The organism is Psychrobium sp. 1_MG-2023 (assembly GCF_030689115.1).
GTDB lineage: Bacteria > Pseudomonadota > Gammaproteobacteria > Enterobacterales > Psychrobiaceae > Psychrobium.
This window is the reverse complement of the sequence record NZ_JAUYVJ010000013.1, coordinates 76,230-98,213: the sequence shown is the minus strand read 5'-3', so window position 1 is coordinate 98,213 and position 21,984 is coordinate 76,230. Positions and strand designations below refer to the sequence as shown.

19 protein-coding genes, 1 other RNA gene and 1 pseudogene are annotated in these 21,984 nt (G+C 40.9%); 15 read left to right on the top strand and 6 right to left on the bottom strand.

Annotated features, from left to right (window positions below; translation table 11 throughout):
• Positions 1-164: 164 nt before the first annotated feature.
• Complete coding sequence (locus Q8W26_RS08980) at positions 165-560, top strand: hypothetical protein (RefSeq protein ID WP_101215164.1); 396 nt, start codon at positions 165-167, stop codon at positions 558-560.
• Positions 561-653: 93 nt separating this feature from the next.
• Here the strand turns inward: Q8W26_RS08980 and ssrA are convergent.
• Together ssrA and smpB are read right to left on the bottom strand one after the other, a co-directional pair.
• Positions 654-1,007: a transfer-messenger RNA gene (ssrA, locus tag Q8W26_RS08975) on the bottom strand.
• Between the two features lie 79 nt (positions 1,008-1,086).
• Positions 1,087-1,569, bottom strand: coding sequence for an SsrA-binding protein SmpB (smpB, locus tag Q8W26_RS08970; RefSeq protein WP_101215165.1), 483 nt, complete (start codon positions 1,567-1,569; stop codon positions 1,087-1,089).
• A gap of 202 nt (positions 1,570-1,771) precedes the next feature.
• Between smpB and Q8W26_RS08965 the strand changes: the two genes are divergently transcribed.
• Positions 1,772-2,203: an SRPBCC family protein gene (locus tag Q8W26_RS08965; protein ID WP_101215166.1), complete on the top strand. Its 432-nt coding sequence runs from the start codon at positions 1,772-1,774 to the stop codon at positions 2,201-2,203.
• On the top strand, positions 2,196-2,543 hold the full coding sequence (locus Q8W26_RS08960) for an RnfH family protein (RefSeq protein WP_101215167.1): 348 nt from the start codon (positions 2,196-2,198) through the stop codon (positions 2,541-2,543). The genes Q8W26_RS08965 and Q8W26_RS08960 overlap by 8 nt, the downstream gene beginning before the upstream one ends.
• Positions 2,544-2,617: 74 nt before the next feature.
• Here Q8W26_RS08960 and Q8W26_RS08955 read toward each other — a convergent pair whose 3' ends face one another.
• From Q8W26_RS08955 to Q8W26_RS08945, 3 genes are all read right to left on the bottom strand, one after another.
• On the bottom strand, positions 2,618-2,986 hold the full coding sequence (locus Q8W26_RS08955) for an outer membrane protein assembly factor BamE (protein ID WP_101215168.1): 369 nt from the start codon (positions 2,984-2,986) through the stop codon (positions 2,618-2,620).
• 90 nt (positions 2,987-3,076) lie between these two features.
• Positions 3,077-3,814, bottom strand: coding sequence for a UDP-2,3-diacylglucosamine diphosphatase (lpxH, locus tag Q8W26_RS08950; RefSeq protein WP_101215169.1), 738 nt, complete (start codon positions 3,812-3,814; stop codon positions 3,077-3,079).
• 128 nt (positions 3,815-3,942) lie between these two features.
• Positions 3,943-4,434 carry a peptidylprolyl isomerase gene (locus Q8W26_RS08945; RefSeq protein ID WP_101215170.1) on the bottom strand — a complete coding sequence of 164 codons (492 nt, stop codon included), beginning with the start codon at positions 4,432-4,434 and terminating at the stop codon, positions 3,943-3,945.
• Between the two features lie 202 nt (positions 4,435-4,636).
• Here Q8W26_RS08945 and cysS point away from each other — a divergent pair, with 202 nt between their 5' ends.
• The 4 genes and pseudogenes from cysS to Q8W26_RS17925 form a co-directional block, all read left to right on the top strand.
• Positions 4,637-6,019, top strand: coding sequence for a cysteine--tRNA ligase (gene cysS / locus Q8W26_RS08940; RefSeq protein ID WP_101215171.1), 1,383 nt, complete (start codon positions 4,637-4,639; stop codon positions 6,017-6,019).
• Between the two features lie 191 nt (positions 6,020-6,210).
• Positions 6,211-6,927: a DUF3581 family protein gene (locus tag Q8W26_RS08935; RefSeq protein ID WP_101215172.1), complete on the top strand. Its 717-nt coding sequence runs from the start codon at positions 6,211-6,213 to the stop codon at positions 6,925-6,927.
• A gap of 216 nt (positions 6,928-7,143) precedes the next feature.
• Positions 7,144-7,689 (top strand): PAS domain-containing protein, encoded by a 546-nt coding sequence (locus Q8W26_RS08930; protein WP_101215173.1) that lies wholly within the window; start codon positions 7,144-7,146, stop codon positions 7,687-7,689.
• 785 nt (positions 7,690-8,474) lie between these two features.
• Positions 8,475-9,185 (top strand): annotated as a pseudogene (locus tag Q8W26_RS17925) (methyl-accepting chemotaxis protein); the annotation flags it as partial.
• 157 nt (positions 9,186-9,342) lie between these two features.
• On the opposite strand, the gene Q8W26_RS08920 reads toward Q8W26_RS17925, so the two are convergent.
• On the bottom strand, positions 9,343-11,445 hold the full coding sequence (locus tag Q8W26_RS08920) for a prolyl oligopeptidase family protein (RefSeq protein ID WP_101215175.1): 2,103 nt from the start codon (positions 11,443-11,445) through the stop codon (positions 9,343-9,345).
• A 161-nt stretch (positions 11,446-11,606) separates the two neighbouring features.
• Here Q8W26_RS08920 and metA point away from each other — a divergent pair, with 161 nt between their 5' ends.
• From metA to mmsB, 8 genes are all read left to right on the top strand, one after another.
• The gene (gene metA / locus Q8W26_RS08915) at positions 11,607-12,545 is read left to right on the top strand and encodes a homoserine O-succinyltransferase (RefSeq protein WP_101215176.1); all 939 of its coding nucleotides are present in this window, start codon (positions 11,607-11,609) and stop codon (positions 12,543-12,545) included.
• A gap of 128 nt (positions 12,546-12,673) precedes the next feature.
• Positions 12,674-14,545 (top strand): diguanylate cyclase domain-containing protein, encoded by a 1,872-nt coding sequence (locus Q8W26_RS08910; RefSeq protein WP_101215177.1) that lies wholly within the window; start codon positions 12,674-12,676, stop codon positions 14,543-14,545.
• Between the two features lie 11 nt (positions 14,546-14,556).
• A complete protein-coding gene (locus Q8W26_RS08905; RefSeq protein WP_305473128.1) occupies positions 14,557-16,344 on the top strand; it encodes a diguanylate cyclase domain-containing protein in 1,788 nt (595 codons plus the stop codon).
• Between the two features lie 191 nt (positions 16,345-16,535).
• A complete protein-coding gene (locus tag Q8W26_RS08900) occupies positions 16,536-17,720 on the top strand; it encodes an acetyl-CoA C-acyltransferase (protein ID WP_101215179.1) in 1,185 nt (394 codons plus the stop codon).
• Between the two features lie 70 nt (positions 17,721-17,790).
• Complete coding sequence (locus Q8W26_RS08895; protein ID WP_101215180.1) at positions 17,791-18,948, top strand: acyl-CoA dehydrogenase family protein; 1,158 nt, start codon at positions 17,791-17,793, stop codon at positions 18,946-18,948.
• Between the two features lie 94 nt (positions 18,949-19,042).
• Entirely contained in the window at positions 19,043-19,819 is a 777-nt protein-coding gene (locus tag Q8W26_RS08890; protein ID WP_101215181.1) for an enoyl-CoA hydratase, read from the top strand.
• Positions 19,819-20,946, top strand: coding sequence for an enoyl-CoA hydratase/isomerase family protein (locus Q8W26_RS08885; RefSeq protein WP_101215256.1), 1,128 nt, complete (start codon positions 19,819-19,821; stop codon positions 20,944-20,946). Before Q8W26_RS08890 ends, Q8W26_RS08885 begins: the two co-directional genes overlap by 1 nt.
• A 74-nt stretch (positions 20,947-21,020) precedes the next feature.
• On the top strand, positions 21,021-21,908 hold the full coding sequence (gene mmsB, locus Q8W26_RS08880; protein ID WP_101215182.1) for a 3-hydroxyisobutyrate dehydrogenase: 888 nt from the start codon (positions 21,021-21,023) through the stop codon (positions 21,906-21,908).
• Positions 21,909-21,984: the final 76 nt, after the last annotated feature.

Here is a 21,984-nt window from a genome sequence, read left to right as displayed (position 1 = left end):
AGCACCTTATTCTTTGAGAATACACAGACTTGAATAACATCTTTTGCCAAATCGACACCAACTGTAGTATTGTTCATCTTTTGAGACTCCAAATTATATTTAATAACAATTGCTTGATAAGTATAGCAATTGGGAGAGGGAGTCTAATTATCTGTTAGGTGAATATGAGAAGCGTAATCGCGGTCATAGTTGGCGCGTTAATTTATTATATTTCATATCACGGTTCTATTGGTGTGTTATATGACATCATTGGTCTAGTCTTTACAGATCAAGCAAGTCAAAAGGGGTTCGTGCGCAGTCCCATTTTTGATGACATTGCAGCATTCAGTGGGTTTATACTTCCGACTATAGTATCAGCTACATTTCTTGGCCTTATGCTCAAAGAACAGCATGCTAAATTTTGTGTCATAGTTTGTGGTTTATATTCCATAGCTCTATGGGCTGCACTGGCATTCTTTTTCGGTGCTGGAAGCGAAATCTGGCTTTCTGATCTAGTAGCTCCGCTGTCAGCATTACCAATTGCTTGGTTTGTTTTTAGTTTGGTGAAGCGCAGTGCCTAAGCTGTTAGAAGGGTGTTATCCTAAGAATTGAAAAAGCCCCGTCACTCATAGAGCGACGGGGCTTTTTAAGGTCTGCGGTAACAGACCCGAATGTGGTGGAGGCGGCGGGATTTGAACCCGCGTCCGAAAAACCTACATCCTCGGTACTACATGCTTAGTCATGTCTTTTAGTTAACCGCAGCTACTCCGACAGACAGGATTAACTTTGGCGAGCCTGATTAGTTTTAACGTTTCAACTACAGACGAAGTTTCCACGCGATCCTGTGTTGGGTGACTTTCCGAATCTCTGCGCACAAGAAACACCTGAGTGGAAAGCTAGCGGCCTAAGCGGCTAGAGAGTACTGTTCGTCGTTTGCGAATAGTTTAAGTGCGGCTTTTTACGAGGCCAACCGCCCCTCGGCATGCACCTTGGGTTTCAAGAATCTCGTCGAATCCTAAATCGCCCCCAAAGCGATAACTTCATTCTACGCGCTGCACTGCAATAGAGCAACCATAGAAATGGCTAACTGAGTGATTTATGCCCAGTTTAGCGTAATGAGTCTTTCATTACGCGTGATTTTTCACGTTCCCAGTCGCGAGACTTACCGTCTTCACGTTTATCGTGTTCTTGTTTACCTTTACCTAGGCCGATTTCGACTTTCGCCCATGGCCCTTTCCAGTATAAATTCAAGGCGATAATCGCAAAACCTTGGCGTTCAACTAAGCCTTGAAGCTTGTCAATTTCACGACGATTTAATAATAAACGACGTGGACGCTCCGGATCACAATGGACATGGGTTGAAGCCGTGTTCAGCGGTGTAATGTGACAACCTAACAATAATGCTTGACCGTTTTGAATGATCACATAGGCATCGGATAAGTTCACCTTACCAATGCGCATTGCTTTAACTTCCCAGCCTTGTAGCTCTAGTCCGCCTTCGGTTTTCTCTGAAATTTTATACTCGTGGGTCGCTTTTCTATTTTTGGCAATGTTGCCGCCACCCGGTTTTTTACCTTTATGCTTGGCCATATAACTCTTTTTACTCGATTAACACGACGCATTTAGCGATTGAAAAGTCATGGAATTGTCCATGAGAAAGGCATCAAAGCGTCTTAAAATTGGGTTAAGTTTACCAGTAAATGTTAGTCAAGCAAGGGATTTAGTGATTGAGCCGCTTTAAGCATTTGAGGTGGCTATGGTATGATAGCGCCGAATGACAAAGGGAAGAAAAATGGCTCAAGTTAATCGCAGTGCTTTGGTGATGTTTAGTGCTGCTCAAATGTATGATTTAGTTAATGATGTTGCATCATATCCGCAGTTTTTACCCGGTTGTGTTGGCAGTAAAATTATTTCTGTTGATGGTAATGTGATGACCGCGAGTGTCGACGTTGCTAAAGCGGGGATTAGCAAGACCTTTACCACCAGTAATACCTTGGTGGCGAACGAGCGCGTAGATATGCGTTTGGTTGATGGCCCGTTTAAGTCGCTACAAGGTGGTTGGCAGTTTACGGCGCTTGATGATAATGCCTGTAAAGTATCACTGGATTTAGAGTTTGAATTTAGCAACAAGTTAGCTGAAATTGCCTTTGGTAAGGTGTTTAAAGATTTAGTGATTAATATGGTAGCGGCGTTTACTGAGCGAGCAAAGGTTGTTTATGGCTAACCAAATAAGTGTACTGGTGGTTTACGCGCTGCCACAGAAGCAAAAAGTGATTGAGTTGAGTGTCGATGAACAGCTGACGGTGGCCGAGATTATCGCGCAATCAGGCATTGAACAGCATTTCCCACAGGAAGATTTTACTAAGCCCAAAGTTGGGGTGTTTAATCGTAGTGTGAAATTAACCGATACTTGTCGTGATGGTGACCGTATTGAAATTTATCGCCCGCTGATTGCCGATCCTAAAGCCGCGCGTTTAAAGCGTGCTGAGAAAGCGAAAGAAGAAGGACGCGCCGATAAAATCACTGGTGGCCGTGTTAACGCGAAACGCAAAAAAGAAGAATAGCGGTGGCGTAAACTACCCTGCCAATAAAAAGCCGCTTCATTTTGAAGCGGCTTTTGTGTGTGTGCTTGAGTTATTTATTTCTCGATTGGCGTATTAAAGTCTTCACTGACTTTGTAATCACCTGCCGCAGTAACTAATTTGTTGCCTTTAAAGGTTAAAATCAATTCTCGATATGTAATTTCTGCATTACGGCCTGATTTAAAGTGATAAACATAACGCCATGTATCACCACCAAAAGTGTCATCAACGACAGGGCGACCGATTAAGTAAGCGACTTGTTCTTTACTCATTTCGATACGCAATTTATCGATATCTTTTTGTTCTAGAAAGTTACCTTGAGGTAAATCTTGCTTGTAAACTAACCAGTCAACAAAGGCACAAGACGGTAATGTAATCGCTAGTGATGCTACAAACAGTAGCTTAGATAATGGCTTAAGACTCATTTTTCCTCAATTTATAACAACGCTGTGTAGAACTTGGATGGCATAATAGCCATTGGGTTCCCTAAAGTAAATTTTATTTATGGGATTTACTTAATCGTTGGCTAAAAATGCTTGATTGATTAAGCTCATACCTTGCGGGGTCACTTCTAATAAACTGCCTTGTTCATACCAGTCACCCAGCACGATACGCTCGAACGTTTTGCCTTCGACATCGAAATTGTGACGGTTCGGGCGATGAGTGTGGCCATGAATTAATAAATCAACATTGAATGTTTGCATTTCACTTACCACTTCACTTTGCGTCACATCCATAATAGTTTGTGATTTTTCTTTATTATTTTCTTGTGAACGTTTTCGTGCATCATTGGCCAATTTTTGACGATAAAACAGCGGTAGGGACAGCATAATGGCTTGCCACCATTTTTTTCGGCTCTTTTTTCTAAATTTTTGGTAGGCAACATCAAGAGTACATAAACTATCGCCATGCATGATCAGCGCGTTGTGACCATAAAGGTCTATGACCATTTTTTCAGGCAAAATAGTCATACCACTGGCTTTAGCAAAACGTTTGCCAACGGTGAAGTCGCGATTACCATGAATAAAGTAAACTGGGACACCAGTATCGGCGAGCTGTTTAATCGCGGCCGCTATCTGATAATTAAATGGGTTGGGGTTATCGTCGCCAAACCAAACTTCGAATAAATCACCTAGAATATATAGCGCATCAGCACCAACGGCGTTATGGGCAAGAAAGTGACAAAATAAATCGCTAATGTCGGTTCTGTCGTCACTTAGGTGTAAGTCGGCTATAAATAAGGTTTTTGGCATGAGATAAGATCTGTGGCTTAAAATAAAGAAGGTGCTAATACCAATTCCATTAATGATCTGGTCACTTAATTAACGAAATTGGTATAAATAGGATAATTTAGCACCTTGAGGCAGAGGTTTGCTAGCGCTTAGCTTAATTCTGCTTTTTCGATGATTACTTCATCAACTGGCACGTCTTGATGGTAGCCGTAGTTACCTGTGCTTACCGCTTTAATCTTATCGACAATGTCCATGCCTTCAACGACTTGAGCAAATACACAGTAACCCCAACCTTGAGTAGACTCATTTTGGAAGTTTAGGAAGTCATTGTTAGACACGTTAATGAAAAACTGTGCGCTTGCTGAATGTGGATCTTGTGTACGCGCCATTGCTAGGGTACCGATTTTATTCTCAAGACCGTTGTTTGCTTCATTTTTTACTGGGTCGCGAGTCACTTTTTCTTCCATACCAGAAGCGAAACCACCACCTTGAACCATGAAGCCATCGATGACGCGATGGAAAATAGTACCGTCGTAAAAACCATCTTTAACGTATTGTTCGAAGTTTGCTACTGTTTCTGGTGCTTTGTCAGCAAAAGTTTCAATTTTGATCTGACCGTGGTTTGTTGTAAGTGTAATCATGATTACTAGCCTTAAATAAATTTAAATTCGGCCTAATTTTACCTTGTTTCTCTGACTTGGCAAAGCCGCTGCTTGAATTAAGGCCTAAAATTGTCCTTTTCTATGAATTTTTACTGATATTAGCCGCTAAACAATTGAGGCAGTGCGGGGCAGCTGATAAACTTGCTTTTTTCAGATTCTATATTCAAGGAAATATTTCCAGATGCTATCGATTTACAACACGCTTACGCGCCAAAAAGATGTTTTTAAGCCCCTTGTTCCCGGCAAGGTTGGTATGTATGTGTGTGGTGTAACGACTTATGATTACTGTCATATTGGTCACGGTAGAACTTATGTTTTCTTTGATACTATCGTTCGTTATCTACGTTTTAGCGGCTACGACGTGACTTATGTGCGTAACATTACCGATGTTGATGACAAAATCATTGCCCGTGCTAATGAAAATGGAGAGACCATTGGTGAGCTGACTGAGCGTTTTATTGCAATTATGCATGACAACTTTAAGTCATTGAATATGGTTGAACCGGACATTGAGCCGCGTGTATCAACTCATATTGATGAAATTATCGCGATTATCGAGCGCTTAATTGAACGTGAACACGCTTATGTGGCTGACAACGGTGATGTGTTGTTCTCGGTGCCAAGCTTTGCGGATTACGGTAAGTTAAGTGGCCAAGATCTTGATAACCTGCAAGCGGGTGCCCGTGTTGATGTGGTTCAAGATAAACGCAACCCAATGGACTTCGTATTATGGAAAATGGTTAAGCCGGGTGAGCCGAGCTGGAGTTCACCGTGGGGTGATGGTCGTCCGGGTTGGCACATTGAATGTTCTGCAATGAATGCCAAGCACTTAGGTGAAACCTTTGATATTCATGGCGGTGGTTCTGATTTAACCTTCCCACATCATGAAAATGAAGTGGCGCAATCATGTTGTGCTCATGGCACAAACTACGTAAATACCTGGATGCATTCAGGCATGGTGCAAGTGGATAAAGAGAAGATGTCTAAATCTTTAGGCAACTTCTTTACCATCGCTGATGTACTTAAAGTGTTTGATGCTGAAACGATTCGTTTCTTCTTATTAAATGGTCATTACCGCAGTCAGTTGAACTATTCTGAAGACAATTTACACCAAGGCCGCGCTGCACTTGAGCGCTTATATACGGCATTGCGTGGTGTAACACCCGCTGAGACAGTTGATCGCGACAGTGATTATGTAACACGCTTTAAAACGGCGATGGATGACGACTTTAATACCCCAGAAGCATTACCGGTGTTATTTGAGCTGGCAAAAGAGATTAACCGTTGTAAAGAGGAAGATGAGAAGAAAGCAGCTGAGCTTGCGGCTATCTTAATTGAGCTTGGTAGCGTTCTAGGTGTGCTACAGTCAGACCCTATTAGCTTTTTACAAGGTGATGCAAGCGAGTCAGATGATGTTGCTCAAATTGAAGCATTAATCGTTAAACGTAACGAGGCGCGTGCTAATAAAGATTGGGCGGCGGCCGATGCGGCGCGTGATGAATTAACCGCTTTAGGGATTGTGTTAGAAGACAGTGCTGGTGTTACCAGTTGGCGTCGCCTATAAACTGGCTAAGTTTATGCGTTAAAATGGAGGCTCTGATGCCTCCTTTTTTGTTTTTGGCGCTTAATAACTTATATTAATAACAGCTGCTAATCAGTTGTGCGCTATTAATATGAGTTGATTGAGCGGTTGAAAGGGGGGCTTGTGTTAATTTGCGCTAATCCCGCCTTTATGAATCTATTAAGAATTTTTCTATGAATATCAATGAATTTTACTCTAGCACGCCGGCTATTGATAACGGCTTTTGTTTTACTCGTGAGCAAGCAAGTCACTTTGCTAAAGATATCGCTGGGGACTTTAACCCGCTGCATGATATCGAAACGAAAAAGTTTTGTGTGCCGGGGGATTTATTGTTTTCTATTGCGCTGGCTAAATTGGGCGTGAGTAAAAAAATGCAATTTACTTTTTCTGGCATGGTAACAGAGGGTGTTAACTTAGGCTTTTCTTGCCAAGAGGCGGATGAAATCAGTGTGGTTGATGAAAATGACAAAGAGTATTTATCAATTAGCCGCAGCGGCGAGTTGAATAAGGAAAGCGAGCTGGCCAGTTCATTGGCTGAGCAATATGTTGCGTTTTCGGGGCATACATTCCCACATATATTAGTACCGTTAATGGAGCAAGAGAATGCGATGATCAATCCTGCGCGTCCTTTGGTAATTTATGAAAGTATGTCAATTGATTTAGAGCGCTTAGATTTTGTCAATCCAACGTTAGAAATTACCGAGACGAAGCTGGAAGTTAATGGTAAACGTGGTCGTGCCACATTACAATTTTGCTTTAAAGTGGGTGATGAAGTTGTAGGCCATGGTGAAAAGAAAATGGCATTAAGCGGTTTACGCGAGTTTGATGCTGCTGTGATTAATGATGTTGTTGTTGATTACGATAAACGTAAACAAGCGTATTCTGCTTAGGCACGTAACCTTAAATAACAGAGGGTTATTGTCTAATAATAGCCCTTATTTTTTTATAAATAATACAAACACTTTCAAATTACAATTCTTTAAATGATAATCAATATCATAAGTTGATGCAGATCAACTGTGCTTCAATCCGCTTGCGCTATTCGTATATTGTTTAATGCTAATTGAGTAATATACACATCATTCAATAGTCTTAAGTTGTAATCTATGCGTGGTCAGGTAGTTGCTCGTGAAGAGCAAGTCTTGTTAGATCAAGATGAATTTATTGTGAGTAAAACTAACTTAAAAGGAGAGATAACTTATGTTAATCGAACCTTTATGGAGATCTCCCTTTTCGCCGAGCATCAAGTGATGCGCCAAAACCATAATATTATTAGGCACCCTGATATGCCCAGAGGTGTGTATCGAATGATGTGGGAGCAGTTAAAACAACGGCAAGAATTTTTTGGCTATGTTAAAAACCTTTGCTCTGACGGGAGTTATTATTGGGTTTTTGCCAATATTACTCCTGAGTTTGATGAGCAAGGTAAACACTGCGGCTTTTTATCCGTCCGTCGCAAGCCACCAAGTGCAGCCGTTGAAGTGATTAAACCTATCTACCAAAAGATGTGCAGTATAGAAGCGAGTACGCCCAATAAAAAGCGTGGTGAAGAGCTATCACTAGCTTATTTTGAAGAAGAATTAGCCGAGCGAAATTCGCTATATCAGCATTTTGTGATTGATTTATTTCAAGAAAATGGCGGGGCAGAATGATGGTTACTAAGCGTAAGTCTTCACGTATCTCAAAAAAACAAAAGTCGTATACAAATATTCCTCTGTTACGCACTCAAGTGGCTTGGGCAATGGGGCTGATTAGCACAATTGGTGGCGCTATGTTTGCTTATACTTGGTTGAGTACAGGCTTTAATTTATTGGTGTGCTTGGGCCTGATGATACTTATTGCGCTATGTCTGCTTACTTATCAACGATTTAATACGTATTTAATGACATTAGATTTGGTTAACGGGGTCTTAATTAAAGCAAATCAAGGGCAACTGGGTTCACGGGTGACAGGAACGAAAGGATTAGGTGAAGTTGGAAAAATAGCCTGGGAACTTAATGAGTTTATGGACATTCTAGAAAATTACTTTAACGAGGTTAATACCTGTTTTGAGTATGCGGCTAGAAATGATTTTTCCCGCCCTACATTCCCAACAGCGTTACCGGGGCTATTAAAATCGTCTCTTGAACATATCAATCGTTCATTGGATGCGATGCATGACAATGTACAGTTTATTTCACGTAACGAGTTAACCAGTAAACTGTATTTGCATAATACTGAACATTTGATTAAAGATTTACAGGGAAGCCAGATGGACTTAAACCGAGTCAATGAACAAATCAATCAAGTGGGTTTACTCGCTGTTGAAAATAATTCATCGGCTAAAAATACTAAAATTGCGGTGGACAATATTTCTTACTCCTTGAGCACTATTACTGATAATGTGACCGAGGCATCTGAGGTGGTGAGTGTTCTCAATCAGGATAGTAGTGCGATTTCAAAAGCACTATCAACCATCACTTCAATTGCTGATCAAACGAACTTACTAGCATTAAATGCCTCGATTGAAGCGGCACGTGCAGGTGTTCACGGAAGGGGTTTTGCCGTGGTGGCTGATGAGGTGAAAGCGTTGGCCTTGCGGACAAAAGAAACTGCAGATGAAATTGCGTTAATTATCGGCTCATTTTCAGAGCGTGTGAATACCATCACTGCCCAAGCTGAACAATCTATTGAGCTCACGTCAAAAGCTAATGGGCTGATTGACGATATGCAAACAAGCATTTCGACTTTGCTTCATACGGCTGAACAAACTACTGGGTTTGCAGCCGCCGCTAAACGGCAAACTGCTGGTTCATTGAGTAAAGTTGACTTAATTGTGTATAAACAAAATGCGTATCGCGGACTATCCAATTCAGAAGAACAAGGCAGCATTGATTTATCGCTTATTGATCATCGCGATAGTTTGTTTGGCCAATGGTATTATGGTGAGGGCAGCGATACTTTCAGTGAGACACAGGCTTTTGCGCAAATAGAGCAACCGCATATTAACTTACATCAGACTGTACATCAGGCGTTTGCAATGTTGCAGCAAGATTGGCAACAAGATAAAAGTGTCCGTAATGCAATTATTGATGAAATTGCGCAAATGGAACAATCGAGTGATACATTATTGCAAGCTATTGATGAAATGGTCCTTGAGCAAGCCTAGCGATAAGCTATGCCCAACACTAAATGACCGCTGAGGTGGATTAGGAAGCGCTCTTAGAATTGACAACCTGTTAGTATTCAAGTGTAGCTTTCAATAAAAAAAGCCGATTAAATACATTAATCGGCTTTTGGTTTAGTTTAAACATTTCTAATAAGAATTAGTTTAATTGCTGCCATAAGTAGCTATAGATTAAGCTATACATTTCAGCTTTTTGAGTATTGTCAGCAGCGCCAGCATGACCACCTTCCATGTTTTCGAAGTAGTAAACATCATGACCTAAGTCTTGCATTTTAGCTACCATCTTACGTGCGTGAGCAGGGTGAACACGATCGTCTTTAGTTGATGTCGTGAAGAACACTTTTGGGTAGTCCGTTTCAGCATCTAGATTATGGAATGGTGAGTAAGTTTTGATGTAATCCCACATTTCTGGTTTGTCCGGATCGCCATACTCAGCAGCCCAACTTGCACCAGCAAGCAGCTTGGTATAGCGCTTCATATCAAGCAATGGCACTTGACAGACAACAGCATTGTAAAGGTCTGGACGACGAGTAAATGCAGCTCCCATTAGTAGACCACCGTTACTGCCACCTTGAATACCTAAATGGTCAGGTGAAGTGATTTTACGGTCGATAAGGTCTTGCGCAATGGCTTCAAAGTCTTCATAAGCTTTATGACGATTTGTTTTTAGTGCTGCTTGGTGCCAACGAGGACCAAATTCACCACCACCACGGATGTTAGATAGGATGTAAACTCCCCCTTTTTCTAACCAGTTTTTACCTAAAGTCGCTGAGTAGCTTGGTTTTAATGAGACTTCAAAACCACCGTAACCATATAGTAAAGTTGGGTTTTTACCATTTAAGTCGATGTCTTTTTTCATGATGGCGAAATAAGGAACTTTAGTGCCATCTTTTGAGGTTGCCCAAAATTGTTCCGTCACTAAATCATCGCTGTTAAATTGTGATTTTTGTGCTTTTAACTGGGTTAGTTTTCCGCTGTTGCCATCAACTTTGTACAGTGTACTTGGCTTAAGGAAACTGGTGTAGTTTAGGAAAAAGTCATCACTGAGTTCATTGGTGTTAAAGACGCTAATGCTACCTTTGTCATCAATGTTTACTGGGTTTGAATTCCAGCTGCCTTGTGATTTGGTAAAACGAAGGACTTTAGATTTTACATTATCTAATACAGTGACCAATAACGCACTTTTAGTCGTACGAATTGAAGAGATTGATAAGCTATCAGAAGAAGCGATTAGCGTCTTGTATTGCGCGTTACCCTTTAAAATTGCTGTTAGAGGGGCGTGAATAACACTGCCTTGGGTAAAGGTTTGGCCATTTACGGTCCATGGGCTTTTTAGTTTGATGAATAGTTCATCGTTTAAGAAAGCACTTAAACCAGCGTCTTTAGGGATAGGTAACTGTACTTTCTTTCCATTATCTAACACAAACACTTTGCTTGAATAGAAAGATGTTGCATCGTAGATAACATCTACAGTGGTATCGCCACTGCGCATGCTGTAACCGCTAGCAGCAACTGAAGACTTTTCTGATTGGTAAACTTTTTGAGCACTTGAAAGTGGTGTGCCACGTTCCCAAATTTTAACGATGGCTGGGTAGCCTGAATCAGTCATGCTGCCAGGACCGAAGTCTGTGCCAACAAATACTGAGTTTTCATCACGCCAGCTGATATCACTTTTCGATTCTGCTAGTTCAAAACCGCCTTCAACAAAGGCTTTTTTACTAATATCAAACTCACGTACGACAACGGCGTCAGTACCACCTGGTGATAGCTTAACTAAGCAGCGGTTGTAGTTAGGGTATAGACAGTTCATGCCTTTATACACCCAGCTTTGTCCATCTTCTTTAGCTAATGCATCAACATCTAAAATAGTTTCCCACTTTGGGTTGGCCGTCTGATACTGTTCAAGTGTTGTACGGCGATAAATACCACGTTGATTATCTTTGTCAGTCCAAAAGTTATAGAGGTAATCACCGTATTGAGTCGCATAAGCAATACGGTCATTTGAGTTTAATAGTGTTAATGTCTCTTTAACACTTTCTTTATAAACTGTTGATGATTTTAATTGGGCAAATGCCACTTCATTTTGTTGGTTAACCCAATCTAATGCTGCTTTCCCTTCAACTTCCTCAAGCCACTGGTATTCAGCATCGGCTTTCTGGATAATTTTTTTCTCTGGCGTACTATTACACCCAGCAAGTACTGCAGTGGTCAGAGCCGCTACAATTAATGGTTTTTTATTCATTATTATATTCCTAGTAAAAACAGTGCATAGTTTGAATATTTGGTATAAACAATGCAAAAAGGATTTGTTTCAAAATATGTAATTAATTTATAGACGTCTAGATGTCTTTGCTGTAAGTTTGCAGTTAATAATTGATTAACAATGTACAAGGGTGTTGTGTTATGCCGATTAATATTCCCGATTTGATACCAGCAAAAAATGTTTTACGTGGCGAAAATATTTTTGTGATGAGTGAAAGCCGCGCAATTAGTCAGCAAATCCGGCCAATGAAAGTTTTATTGTTAAATCTAATGCCAAATAAAATTGAAACGGAAACTCAATTGTTGCGCTTACTAGCAAATACTCCGTTGCAGGTTGATGTTGAATTTTTACGCATTCACAATAAAGAATCAAAGAATACCCCTCAAGACCATATGAATGCGTTTTATCGTGATTTTAACGATATTAAAGAAACAAACTTCGATGGTTTGATCATTACAGGAGCACCCCTTGGGCAAATTGACTTTGATGATGTGAGTTATTGGGAACAAATCAAGGCGGTGTTTGATTGGTCACAGCGGCATGTGACATCGACTTTATTCTTGTGCTGGGCGGCTCATGCTGCGTTTTATCATTTATATGGCTTAGAGCGCCGCATTCGAGATGAAAAGATTGCAGGGGTCTTTTTACATCAACGTAGTAAGAGTCATGACCCGTTACTACGTGGCTTTGATGATGAATTTTGGGTGCCTCACTCAAGGTTTGCGCAAATGAATGTGAGTGACATTGGAGGGCACCCAGAGCTAGAGATTCTGGCAGACTCACCCCAGGCGGGAGCTTACCTTGTTGTGAGCAACGATCGTCGCAACTTATTTGTACTCGGTCATCCTGAATATAATGTCACAACTCTTAATGATGAATACCATCGTGATGTAGCAGCCGGTGAGTCTCCTGATTTACCTCAAAATTATTACCCAGAGGATAATCCAAAAAATTCACCTAAAGGATGTTGGCGCAGTCACGCTAACCTCTTGTTAACAAATTGGTTAAATTATTATGTTTATCAAATTACACCATTTGATCTTAATGACCCTGAATCTAGGACTCCTTGGGAAAATTAACCAAGGCAAATACAGTTAAAAGCTTGATAGCTCTCCCCCTCAATGTGGTATAGTAGCTCGATTCAGCCGTGTAGTTGGCTGATAGTGTTAACTATAATCATGGAGGGTGAGCTATTATAAACGTTGCAATGCATTTTTTTCCCCGCAGCTCAGCATGTGCCTTTCTTTTTCTGATGTTTTTAACTGTCGTAATTGGCAGTGAGCTGATTCAGCCTGCCAATGCCAATGAACCCTCTCAAAGTATTAATTCATCGAGCGCAAAGGAGCTGTTACAACAGCTTATCGCTAATATTGATGCCTCTCCCGATACCGCGGAGTCTTTAATTGAGCAATTAGACTCATCCTATGCCAATTTACCCAAGCCAGAGCGGGCAAAATATTTATTACTAAAAGCAAAGTTCCATATTAGCCACGAGCAATTCGATAAAGCAATATTAGTATTAGAGCAGCTTACATTTTTTAATTTACCTGTTGCTAGTTACTTTAGAAGTCTGTATTTGCAGACACGTGTCGCATTGCATAAGCAGCAATATAAAAAAGCGTTTACGCTTTTGCTTGAAATTGAACAGTTAGAGCTTAATTTAATTTCAAAAGATCACCGCCTTGATTACTTGATGTTGGCGACGAAACTGTATGCCATCGTTGGCGAAGAAGAAAAATCATTAGCTTTAGCAATTGAAGCTAAAGCAGTGGCAGCAGCTTCTACAGATCGTGACTGTGTATGCAGTACTGAGGTGTTGTATACAAACACGCTAGCACACTTCAATAAATTTGAACTGTTAAAGCCTGCCGCACTAAACGCGCTGATTTCGTGTCCTAATAATGAGCGGTATCTTATTCAACGAGCCCATCTATTTGTTGATCTATCGTATTGGTATCGCGATAAAAAACGCTGGCTTGAACATATAGCTTGGTTGGAACAAGCTGTAGAAGTTTATCAGCAATCGGCTATCCAGCCTGAGTTAAATAGTGCTTTACTCCTTTTAGCTAATGCTTATAAGAAAATTGGAAACCTTGAATTACGCCAGCAAGCATTGAGCGGTGTGATGGCGATTGATGTACTAAAGCAGCCGTTAGAACAGCAAGTGGTGTTTAATCAAGCTCGCTATGAGCTATCAACTTTTTCATTCGACGATGAAAAGAAAGTGATGCTTTTTAAAACATTGATTGAGAGCACTAAAGCACTTGAGCAACAAGTGAATGCCAAAAAGCATGCTTTTTTAACGGTTGATTTTAAATCTAAAGTTGAAAGTGCTGAACATGATTTATTAGCTGCTAAGCAACAAAAGCAAGCACTACTTAACAACAAAGATTCAATCATCATCTGGTTATCTGTTATCTCGGCTGTGTTTGCTTTATCAGTGCTGGTATTTTATGTCTTTGTTCTTCGCCGTAAACAATTCATCGCATTAAGTAGTAATATGCAAAAAGATCAACTGACTCAATGTTTCGACCCTACCTCTGGTATGGAACAGGTTAACTCGCTTATTGAACAGCAAATGGATGATAGTTTTTGCCTTGCTTGCTTGCGTCTTAATATCGATAACATGATGCAGTATAATCAAATTTGTAGTTATGAGATTGGCGATGAACTGCTTAGAACTATTGGCCAAAACCTCCTTGATAATGTTCAAGATAATGGAATTGTTATTAGAGACCAAGGGGATAACTTTTTAATCATCTACATTTATCATGACGAGTCGAGGCGACGTGAATTATTTACTCAATTGGTAAAACTGAGTCAAAGTATTCAGTTCAATAGTAACTCTATGACTCTTAGTTTTACGGTAGGTTGGAGTGAAAGACCAACGGATAAATTCAATTTTGAAGCAACATTATTAGAACAGGTACTCGGTGAAGCGGAAGATGCCTTATTATATGCTAAGAAGTATCATAGAGGTGAATGGGTTAACTTCTCACAAAAATGTGAACAAATTATCGCGATGAGAAGTGATGTGCATTTCAATAGCCATAATGACCGTCATATTGAGTATTTGTAGGGATGGCGATAATGTCTAAAAAAGTATTTAGCCTAATACTTACAACGATACTATTCGGTGCAATATTTTTAATCAATATAAACTACTTTGTCAGCGAGAATGAAGCCTCTGTTTCAAAAAGTCACACTCCGATAAATTATGAGCTCGAGCAGGTTGAGCAAGCCTTTTATAGTAGTATCGAAATAGCTGAGCAAAAAATTTCTGAATTATCGCTCGATAAGTTTACTAGTGAAGAAAAGGTTCGTCTTGAGCTGTTAAAGGTTAAGATTGGATTCTATTCTGGAAAGTTTGAAGAGGGTAACTCTAAGTTAAAGGCTCTTCTTAAACGAGAAGGTGTGTCAGATAGTATTAAGAGTAAAATCTACTATTTGTTATCAGCAGGGGCAAGAGCGGAGTTTGATATTGACGCAAGCTTCTATTATTTAAATTTATCCTCCAGACTAAATCAAGATAATTTATCTTATAAGGATAAATTAGATACGTTCAGACAAGCATCGCACTTATTTTTAGAGGCTGGAAATTATGAAGAAGCCGAAAACGCTATTAAAAACGCATTGCTGTTGGCTGAGCGGGATGGTACAGCACTCGAGCTATGTAATACTCATCAAGCGTTACTTTATGTTTATTCATCTAGCTTTGATTATAGGAAGTTAGAAAAAGCCGCTCCTGCCGCGATTGAATTATGTAAAAAAATAAATGCTCATGTCTTATTAGCCAACATTTATATCGATTACTCATTCGTGTATGCAGATAAAAAAGACTATCAAAGACAACAAGCGTTGGTTGAAATGTCTTTGTCTATAGCAAAGGAACATTCAATAACAAATAACCTCCCACAAATGGAGTTGGTTCTTGCTGGTGCATTACTGAACCAATCAAAATTAGAACGAGCTAAAAGCTTATTAGACCGGCTTATCGCTGGTTTTTCTAGCCCACAAAACGAATATGACTTATTTACTGCATACCATTTACTAGCGAGGTATTATGAAAAAAAAGGTCAATTCAGTGACGCCCATAATGCTTACCAAAAATATTTATCTCACTTTAATCGATTTAATGAACAAGCAAATGGTATCCAAGCAAAATACCTCGCTGCTCAATTTCAGAGTACGATTAATCAAAAAGAATCAGAGCTTGAAAGTGAAAGAAATCAGTTAAATAAAAGTGCTTATATTGTTGGGCAATTAGACCTTGCGAGAACGGCATTACTCAGTTTGTTACTGCTGTCATTTTCGGCATTTTATATTTATTCATATCGCAGTACGATTAAACTATCATTAATCGATAATAAGAAAATCGACCAGTTAACGGGACTTTGCAATGTTGATTATGGGATAGCAAAAGCATTCGATTTGATTAAGGTTATTGAAAATCCCAAACAGCGCTATGGACTGATTGTTATTGATATTGATGATTTTACCGTGGTAAATCAAAGCTTAGGTATTGATAAGGGAGATATCGTGTTAGAGCTGTTTTCACGTCGTCTTTGTAATATCTTCAAAAATGTTGGAATGCCAATTTATCTTGGTAATGATAGGTTCGTGGTGTTTACATCTACAATTGATCAAGAACAGGTTCGCTCTTTGTTATTAAAAGTGAAAGATTGTATGGTACAAATGCAGGTAGCAAGTCACACACTTGATCTTACGACAACAGCCACTTGGTATTATATGCAAGGGATGCCTGTCCGTTCTACTCAACATATTATGGACGTGATTGATCTATGTAATGATGCAATGGTTGATGCTAAACATCATCACCGGGGCAAGGCAACGAATATTTCCTCTCACAAACGCTAATTCAAATTATCTTCTTTTTATAAAAACTATCACTCTGTTTATAGCTGAGCAGGCTAGCTATGACTTGTCATTGTTAACGACTCGACTAAAGTACCAAAAAAAACTTTAAGTTTACGTTGGCGTAAACGGAAGATTGATGTAGGGTAATAATAAATTAATGTTAAATTTATTATTGTTGCTGGAGATATCTGATGGCTAATCAAGACCCGATTGTAATTGTTGAAGCACTTCGAACCCCGATGGGTGGCTTTGGTGGAGCGTTAAGTACTGTTGACGCACCGAGTTTAGGCAGTAGTGCAATTGCAGGGTTAGTTAAAAATACTGGTTTAGCAATTGAGCAGATAGATGAAGTCATTATGGGCTGTGTACTACCTGCTGGCTTAGGTCAAGCACCAGCACGTCAAGCTGCGCTAAACGCGGGACTATCAAAAAGTACGCCTTGTACTACGATTAACAAGGTCTGTGGTTCTGGCATGAAAGCAGTCATGATGGCACACGATTTTGTTGCTGCTGGCAGTGCTAATATAGTGGTTGCTGGGGGAATGGAAAGCATGAGTCTATCTCCTTATATGTTACCAAAAGCTCGCGCTGGTATGCGTATGGGGCATGGCGAAGTGAAAGATCACATGTTTCTTGATGGACTAGAAGATGCTTACACTGGTAAGGCGATGGGTATCTTTGCTCAGCAGACAGCGGATGACAACGGGTTTACACGTGAACAGATGGATGAATATGCAATTACCTCGTTAGCACGTGCAAACCATGCAATTGAGAGTAATGCATTTGCTGATGAAATTGTACCTGTAACTATTTCAAGTCGCCGAGGTGACACTGTAGTTGATACTGATGAACAACCGGGTAATGCACGAGTTGACAAAATTCCGAGCCTGCGTCCCGCTTTTGCCAAAGACGGTACCATAACGGCTGCTAATGCGAGTTCAATCTCTGATGGTGCATCAGCACTATTAATAATGAAAGCCAGTGAAGCGAAAAAACAAGGGCTAGCACCGTTAGCAAAAATTGTTGCTCATGCGACGCATGCGCAAGAGCCAAGTGAATTTACGATTGCACCAGTAGGCGCGATGGAATCGGTTTTAAGTAAAGCTGGTTGGCAGGTAAATGATGTTGATCTTTTTGAAATTAATGAAGCCTTTGCCATGGTAACTATGCTGGGCATGAAAGCATTAGAGCTTGATCACAACAAAGTTAATGTTAATGGCGGGGCTTGTGCTTTAGGTCATCCATTAGGCTCTAGTGGCTCACGTATTATCGTTACGTTATTGCATGCATTAAAGCAGCGTCAGTTAAGTAAAGGTATCGCTAGTTTATGTATTGGTGGTGGTGAAGCGACAGCCATTGCGGTTGAAATGATTTAACTTATAGCAAACTAACAGTAATGACTGCTCAACATGTTGTGCTAACAAAATTAAAGGGAAAATAATAACAATGAATTTTAATTTGTCACAAGATCAGCAAATGTTTGCTGAAACAGCGAAACAGTTTGCCGATCAAGAGTTAGCACCTCATGCTGCTCGTTGGGATCAAGAGCATATCTTTCCTAAAGATGTCATGGCACAAGCCGGTGAATTAGGTTTTTGTGCTATTTATGCACCAGAGGAAGCCGGTGGTTTAGGGCTTTCTCGTCTTGATGCTGCGATTATTTTTGAGCAACTTGCTGGTGGTTGTACTGCAACGACAGCGATGCTAACTATTCATAATATGGCTACATGGATGGTCGCGACTTGGGGAACATCAACTGTTGTTGAGCAGTGGTGCCCAACATTAACCACAGGCCAGCAGTTAGCATCTTATTGCTTAACAGAACCGGGGTCTGGCTCGGACGCTGCGTCATTAACCACTAGCGCGAAAAGAGATGGCGATGACTATGTTATCAATGGTTCGAAGATGTTTATCTCTGGCGCCGGAGAAACTGATTTATTAGTCGTCATGGTACGAACTGGCGGCGCTGGACCTAAAGGAATTTCTGCTATAGCTGTGCCTGCTGATAGTCAAGGCATTCACTATGGTAAAGCCGAAGAAAAGTTAGGCTGGAATGCACAACCGACTCGTTTAGTAACCTTTGAGAATGTACGTGTTCCTGTCGCTAATTTGCTAGGCGAAGAGGGGCAAGGCTTTTCAATGGCAATGAAAGGACTTGACGGCGGGCGCATTAATATCGCAACTTGCTCGGTTGGTACGGCACAAGCGGCACTGGATGCAGCAAAAGAATATATGCTTGAACGTCAGCAGTTTGGTCGCCCATTAGCCCAATTTCAGGCACTTCAGTTTAAATTAGCGGATATGGCTACAGAGTTGGTTGCTGCTCGTCAGATGATTCGTTTAGCAGCGTTCAAATTGGATCAAGATGACAGTGAGAAAACCGTCTACTGTGCAATGGCTAAACGGTTTGCAACGGATGTTGGTTTTACGGTCTGTGATCAGGCACTGCAAATATTTGGCGGGTATGGTTATATCAAAGAATACCCGCTCGAGCGTTACTTTAGGGATGTGCGTGTTCATCAAATTCTTGAGGGCACCAATGAAATAATGCGTGTAATAATTGCAAGACGACTCCTCGATGAAGCGTGTGGCGAAATCACCTAATTCACTATTAATACATTTTACGATTGTTGCTTGGCGCAGCTTTATTAGTTGTTGAAAAGCATATGAGCACCTCTCAGAAAAACAAGGAATAGACATGACAGATTTATTAACGGTATCAAAACAGCAGCATACTGCACTTATTACAATTGCTAACCCGCCAGCAAATACATGGACGGCGGACAGCCTCACTCAACTACGTGATATCGTGCTAGAACTGAACGAGGATAAATCCATTTATGCCTTAGTGATCACTGGCCAAGGCGATAAATTTTTCTCGGCAGGGGCTGATCTTAACGTCTTTGCGTCAGGTGATAAAGGCATCGCTTCATCGATGTCTCGAATTTTCGGTGAAGCTTTTGAAACCCTATCAAACTTTCGCGGTGTTTCCATTGCGGCCATTAATGGTTATGCCATGGGCGGGGGATTAGAAGTGGCCCTTGCGTGTGATATTCGTATTGCCGAAGAGCAGGCACAAATGGCTCTTCCTGAAGCAACTGTTGGCTTACTTCCTTGTGCTGGCGGTACACAAAACTTGAGTCTACTTGTTGGAGAGGGCTGGGCGAAGCGAATGATTTTATGCGGTGAACGCTTAAAAGCAGATAAAGCGCTTGCTATCGGTTTAGTTGAAGAGGTCGTAGGCACGGGGACTTCCCTTGATGAAGCTCTGGCGCTTGCTGAAAAAGTTGCGAAACAATCGCCATCAAGTGTTACAGCGTGTAAATCATTAATTCAAATGAATCGTCAAGGTGACATTCAATCAGCATTACCACTGGAGCGTGCAAAGTTCGTGGCGCTTTTTGATACACAGGATCAAAAAGAGGGCGTTAATGCGTTTTTAGAAAAGCGTAAACCACAATGGGTGAATGGCTAATGGCAGCAATTGATGCGGTACTCTATCAGTACCACCCAACCCAAGACGGCAAGCAAATAGTGCAGGCGACTTTAAATAGCGAGAAGTCACTTAATGCGTTGAGTCAGCCAATGGTTGAATCATTATTAACCCACCTGAGCCAATGGCAAGATAACCCTGAGATTGTTGCTATTGTTCTTGAAGGCGCAGGCGACAAGGCATTTTGTGCTGGCGGGGATATTGTGCAGCTTTATCAAGCAATGGTTGAAAACCCGCAAGCCAAGCAGCCCTATGTCGAAGAATTTTTTACTCATGAATATCATTTGGATTATCTAATCCACACCTATCCAAAGCCGATAATTTTATGGGGTAATGGTTTTGTAATGGGAGGAGGCCTTGGTTTGATGGCTGGTGCGAGCCATCGTATTGTGACTGAGACTTCTAAGGTTGCGATGCCCGAAATTAGTATCGGACTTTACCCAGATGTGGGTGCGACTTATTTTTTAAATAAAATGCCAGACAGGTTGGGGCTTTTTCTCGGGTTAACTGCCGCGCAAATGAATGCGGCAGATTGCATGGAGGTGGGTTTAGCTGACCACTTCTTACCTCATCAATGCAAGGGTGAATTTTTATCGCAATTGACTGAGACAAGCTGGCCAACGTCTCATGATGAGATAGAGGCCCAAGTCACGGCGTTGATTCAAACTGTTGGTGAAAGTAAGCAAGGGTTATGCCCTGCAGGTAACATCGCGCAACATAGGGACATTATCAATCAGGTACTTAAGCCTGAGTCATTGAGTGACGTGGTTGATGCAATTCTAGCATTAGATAACCAAGATAAATGGCTGAGTAAAGCTCAGCGCTCATTGGCTAATGGCAGTGCAGTATCTGCATGTATTTTAGAACGCCAATTAAGTGTTGGGGCTGAGTTAACCCTAGAAGAGTGTTTTAAATTAGAGTTGAGTCTGTCGGTTCGTTGTGGTCAGTTGGGCGAATTTAGCGAAGGCGTACGTGCTCTGTTAATTGATCGAGATAATCAACCTAAGTGGCTCTATCAGCAAGTGAATGATGTTGATAGCCAAGTGATCGATGATTTATTTCGTCCAATGTGGGCAGATTTAGAGCATCCATTAAGCTCTTTACTTTAATAAATCGTTCGACGGTCTTAAGGTATGTTCAATGGATTTTATACGCTACAAATAATAATGATTAGGAGTGCAGTATGGCAAAGGTAGGATTTATAGGTCTGGGTAACATGGGGGGGCCAATGGCGTCTAACCTTGTAAAAGCAGGTCATGATGTCAAAGTGTTTGATTTAAGTCAGGCAGCGATGGATAGCGTTGTCACGTTGGGCGCTAGTGCGAGCGATTCTGCCAATGAAGCAGCGACATCAGTGGACTTTGTCGTTACGATGTTACCGGCTGGTAAGCATGTTGCACAGCTGTATTTGGGAGAGCAGGGGCTGTTGTCCGTGGTTGATGATACTACTTTGCTGATTGACTCTAGCACTATCGATGCGACCACTGCACGAACTGTAGCCGAACAAGCTCAAACGCAAGGTATCGCTTTTATTGATGCACCTGTTTCTGGTGGTGTGGGTGGCGCGCATGCTGGTACTTTGAGCTTTATTTGTGGAGGTCAAGCAGCTCATTTTGACTCAGCAAAAACGATTCTCAATGATATGGGAAAAAATATCTTTCATGCCGGTGATGTAGGTGCCGGCCAAGTGGCAAAAATCTGTAATAACATGTTACTTGCTGTGCTGATGGCTGGAACGAGTGAAGCGTTGCAAATGGGCATTGATAATGGGTTAGACCCTAAAGTTCTTTCTGATATTATGCTAAAAAGTTCAGGGCGAAATTGGTGTTTAGAGTTATACAACCCTGTACCAAATGTCATGGATAATGTACCTGCAAGTAATCACTACCAAGGTGGTTTCATGGTTGACCTTATGATAAAAGATCTTGGTTTAGCAGCCCAAGCTGCACAATTATCAAAATCATCGACACCACTAGGTTCGGCAGCATTAAGCTTATATGCTATGCATAGTAAGCATAATAACGGTGAAAAAGACTTTTCTAGTATCTTTGAGTTGTTTAACGAGAAATAGCTTATAGGGCTTTATGCCGAGTTAGCAAACCCACAAAAAAAAGGGGCTATTCAAATGAATAGCCCCTTTTTAATGA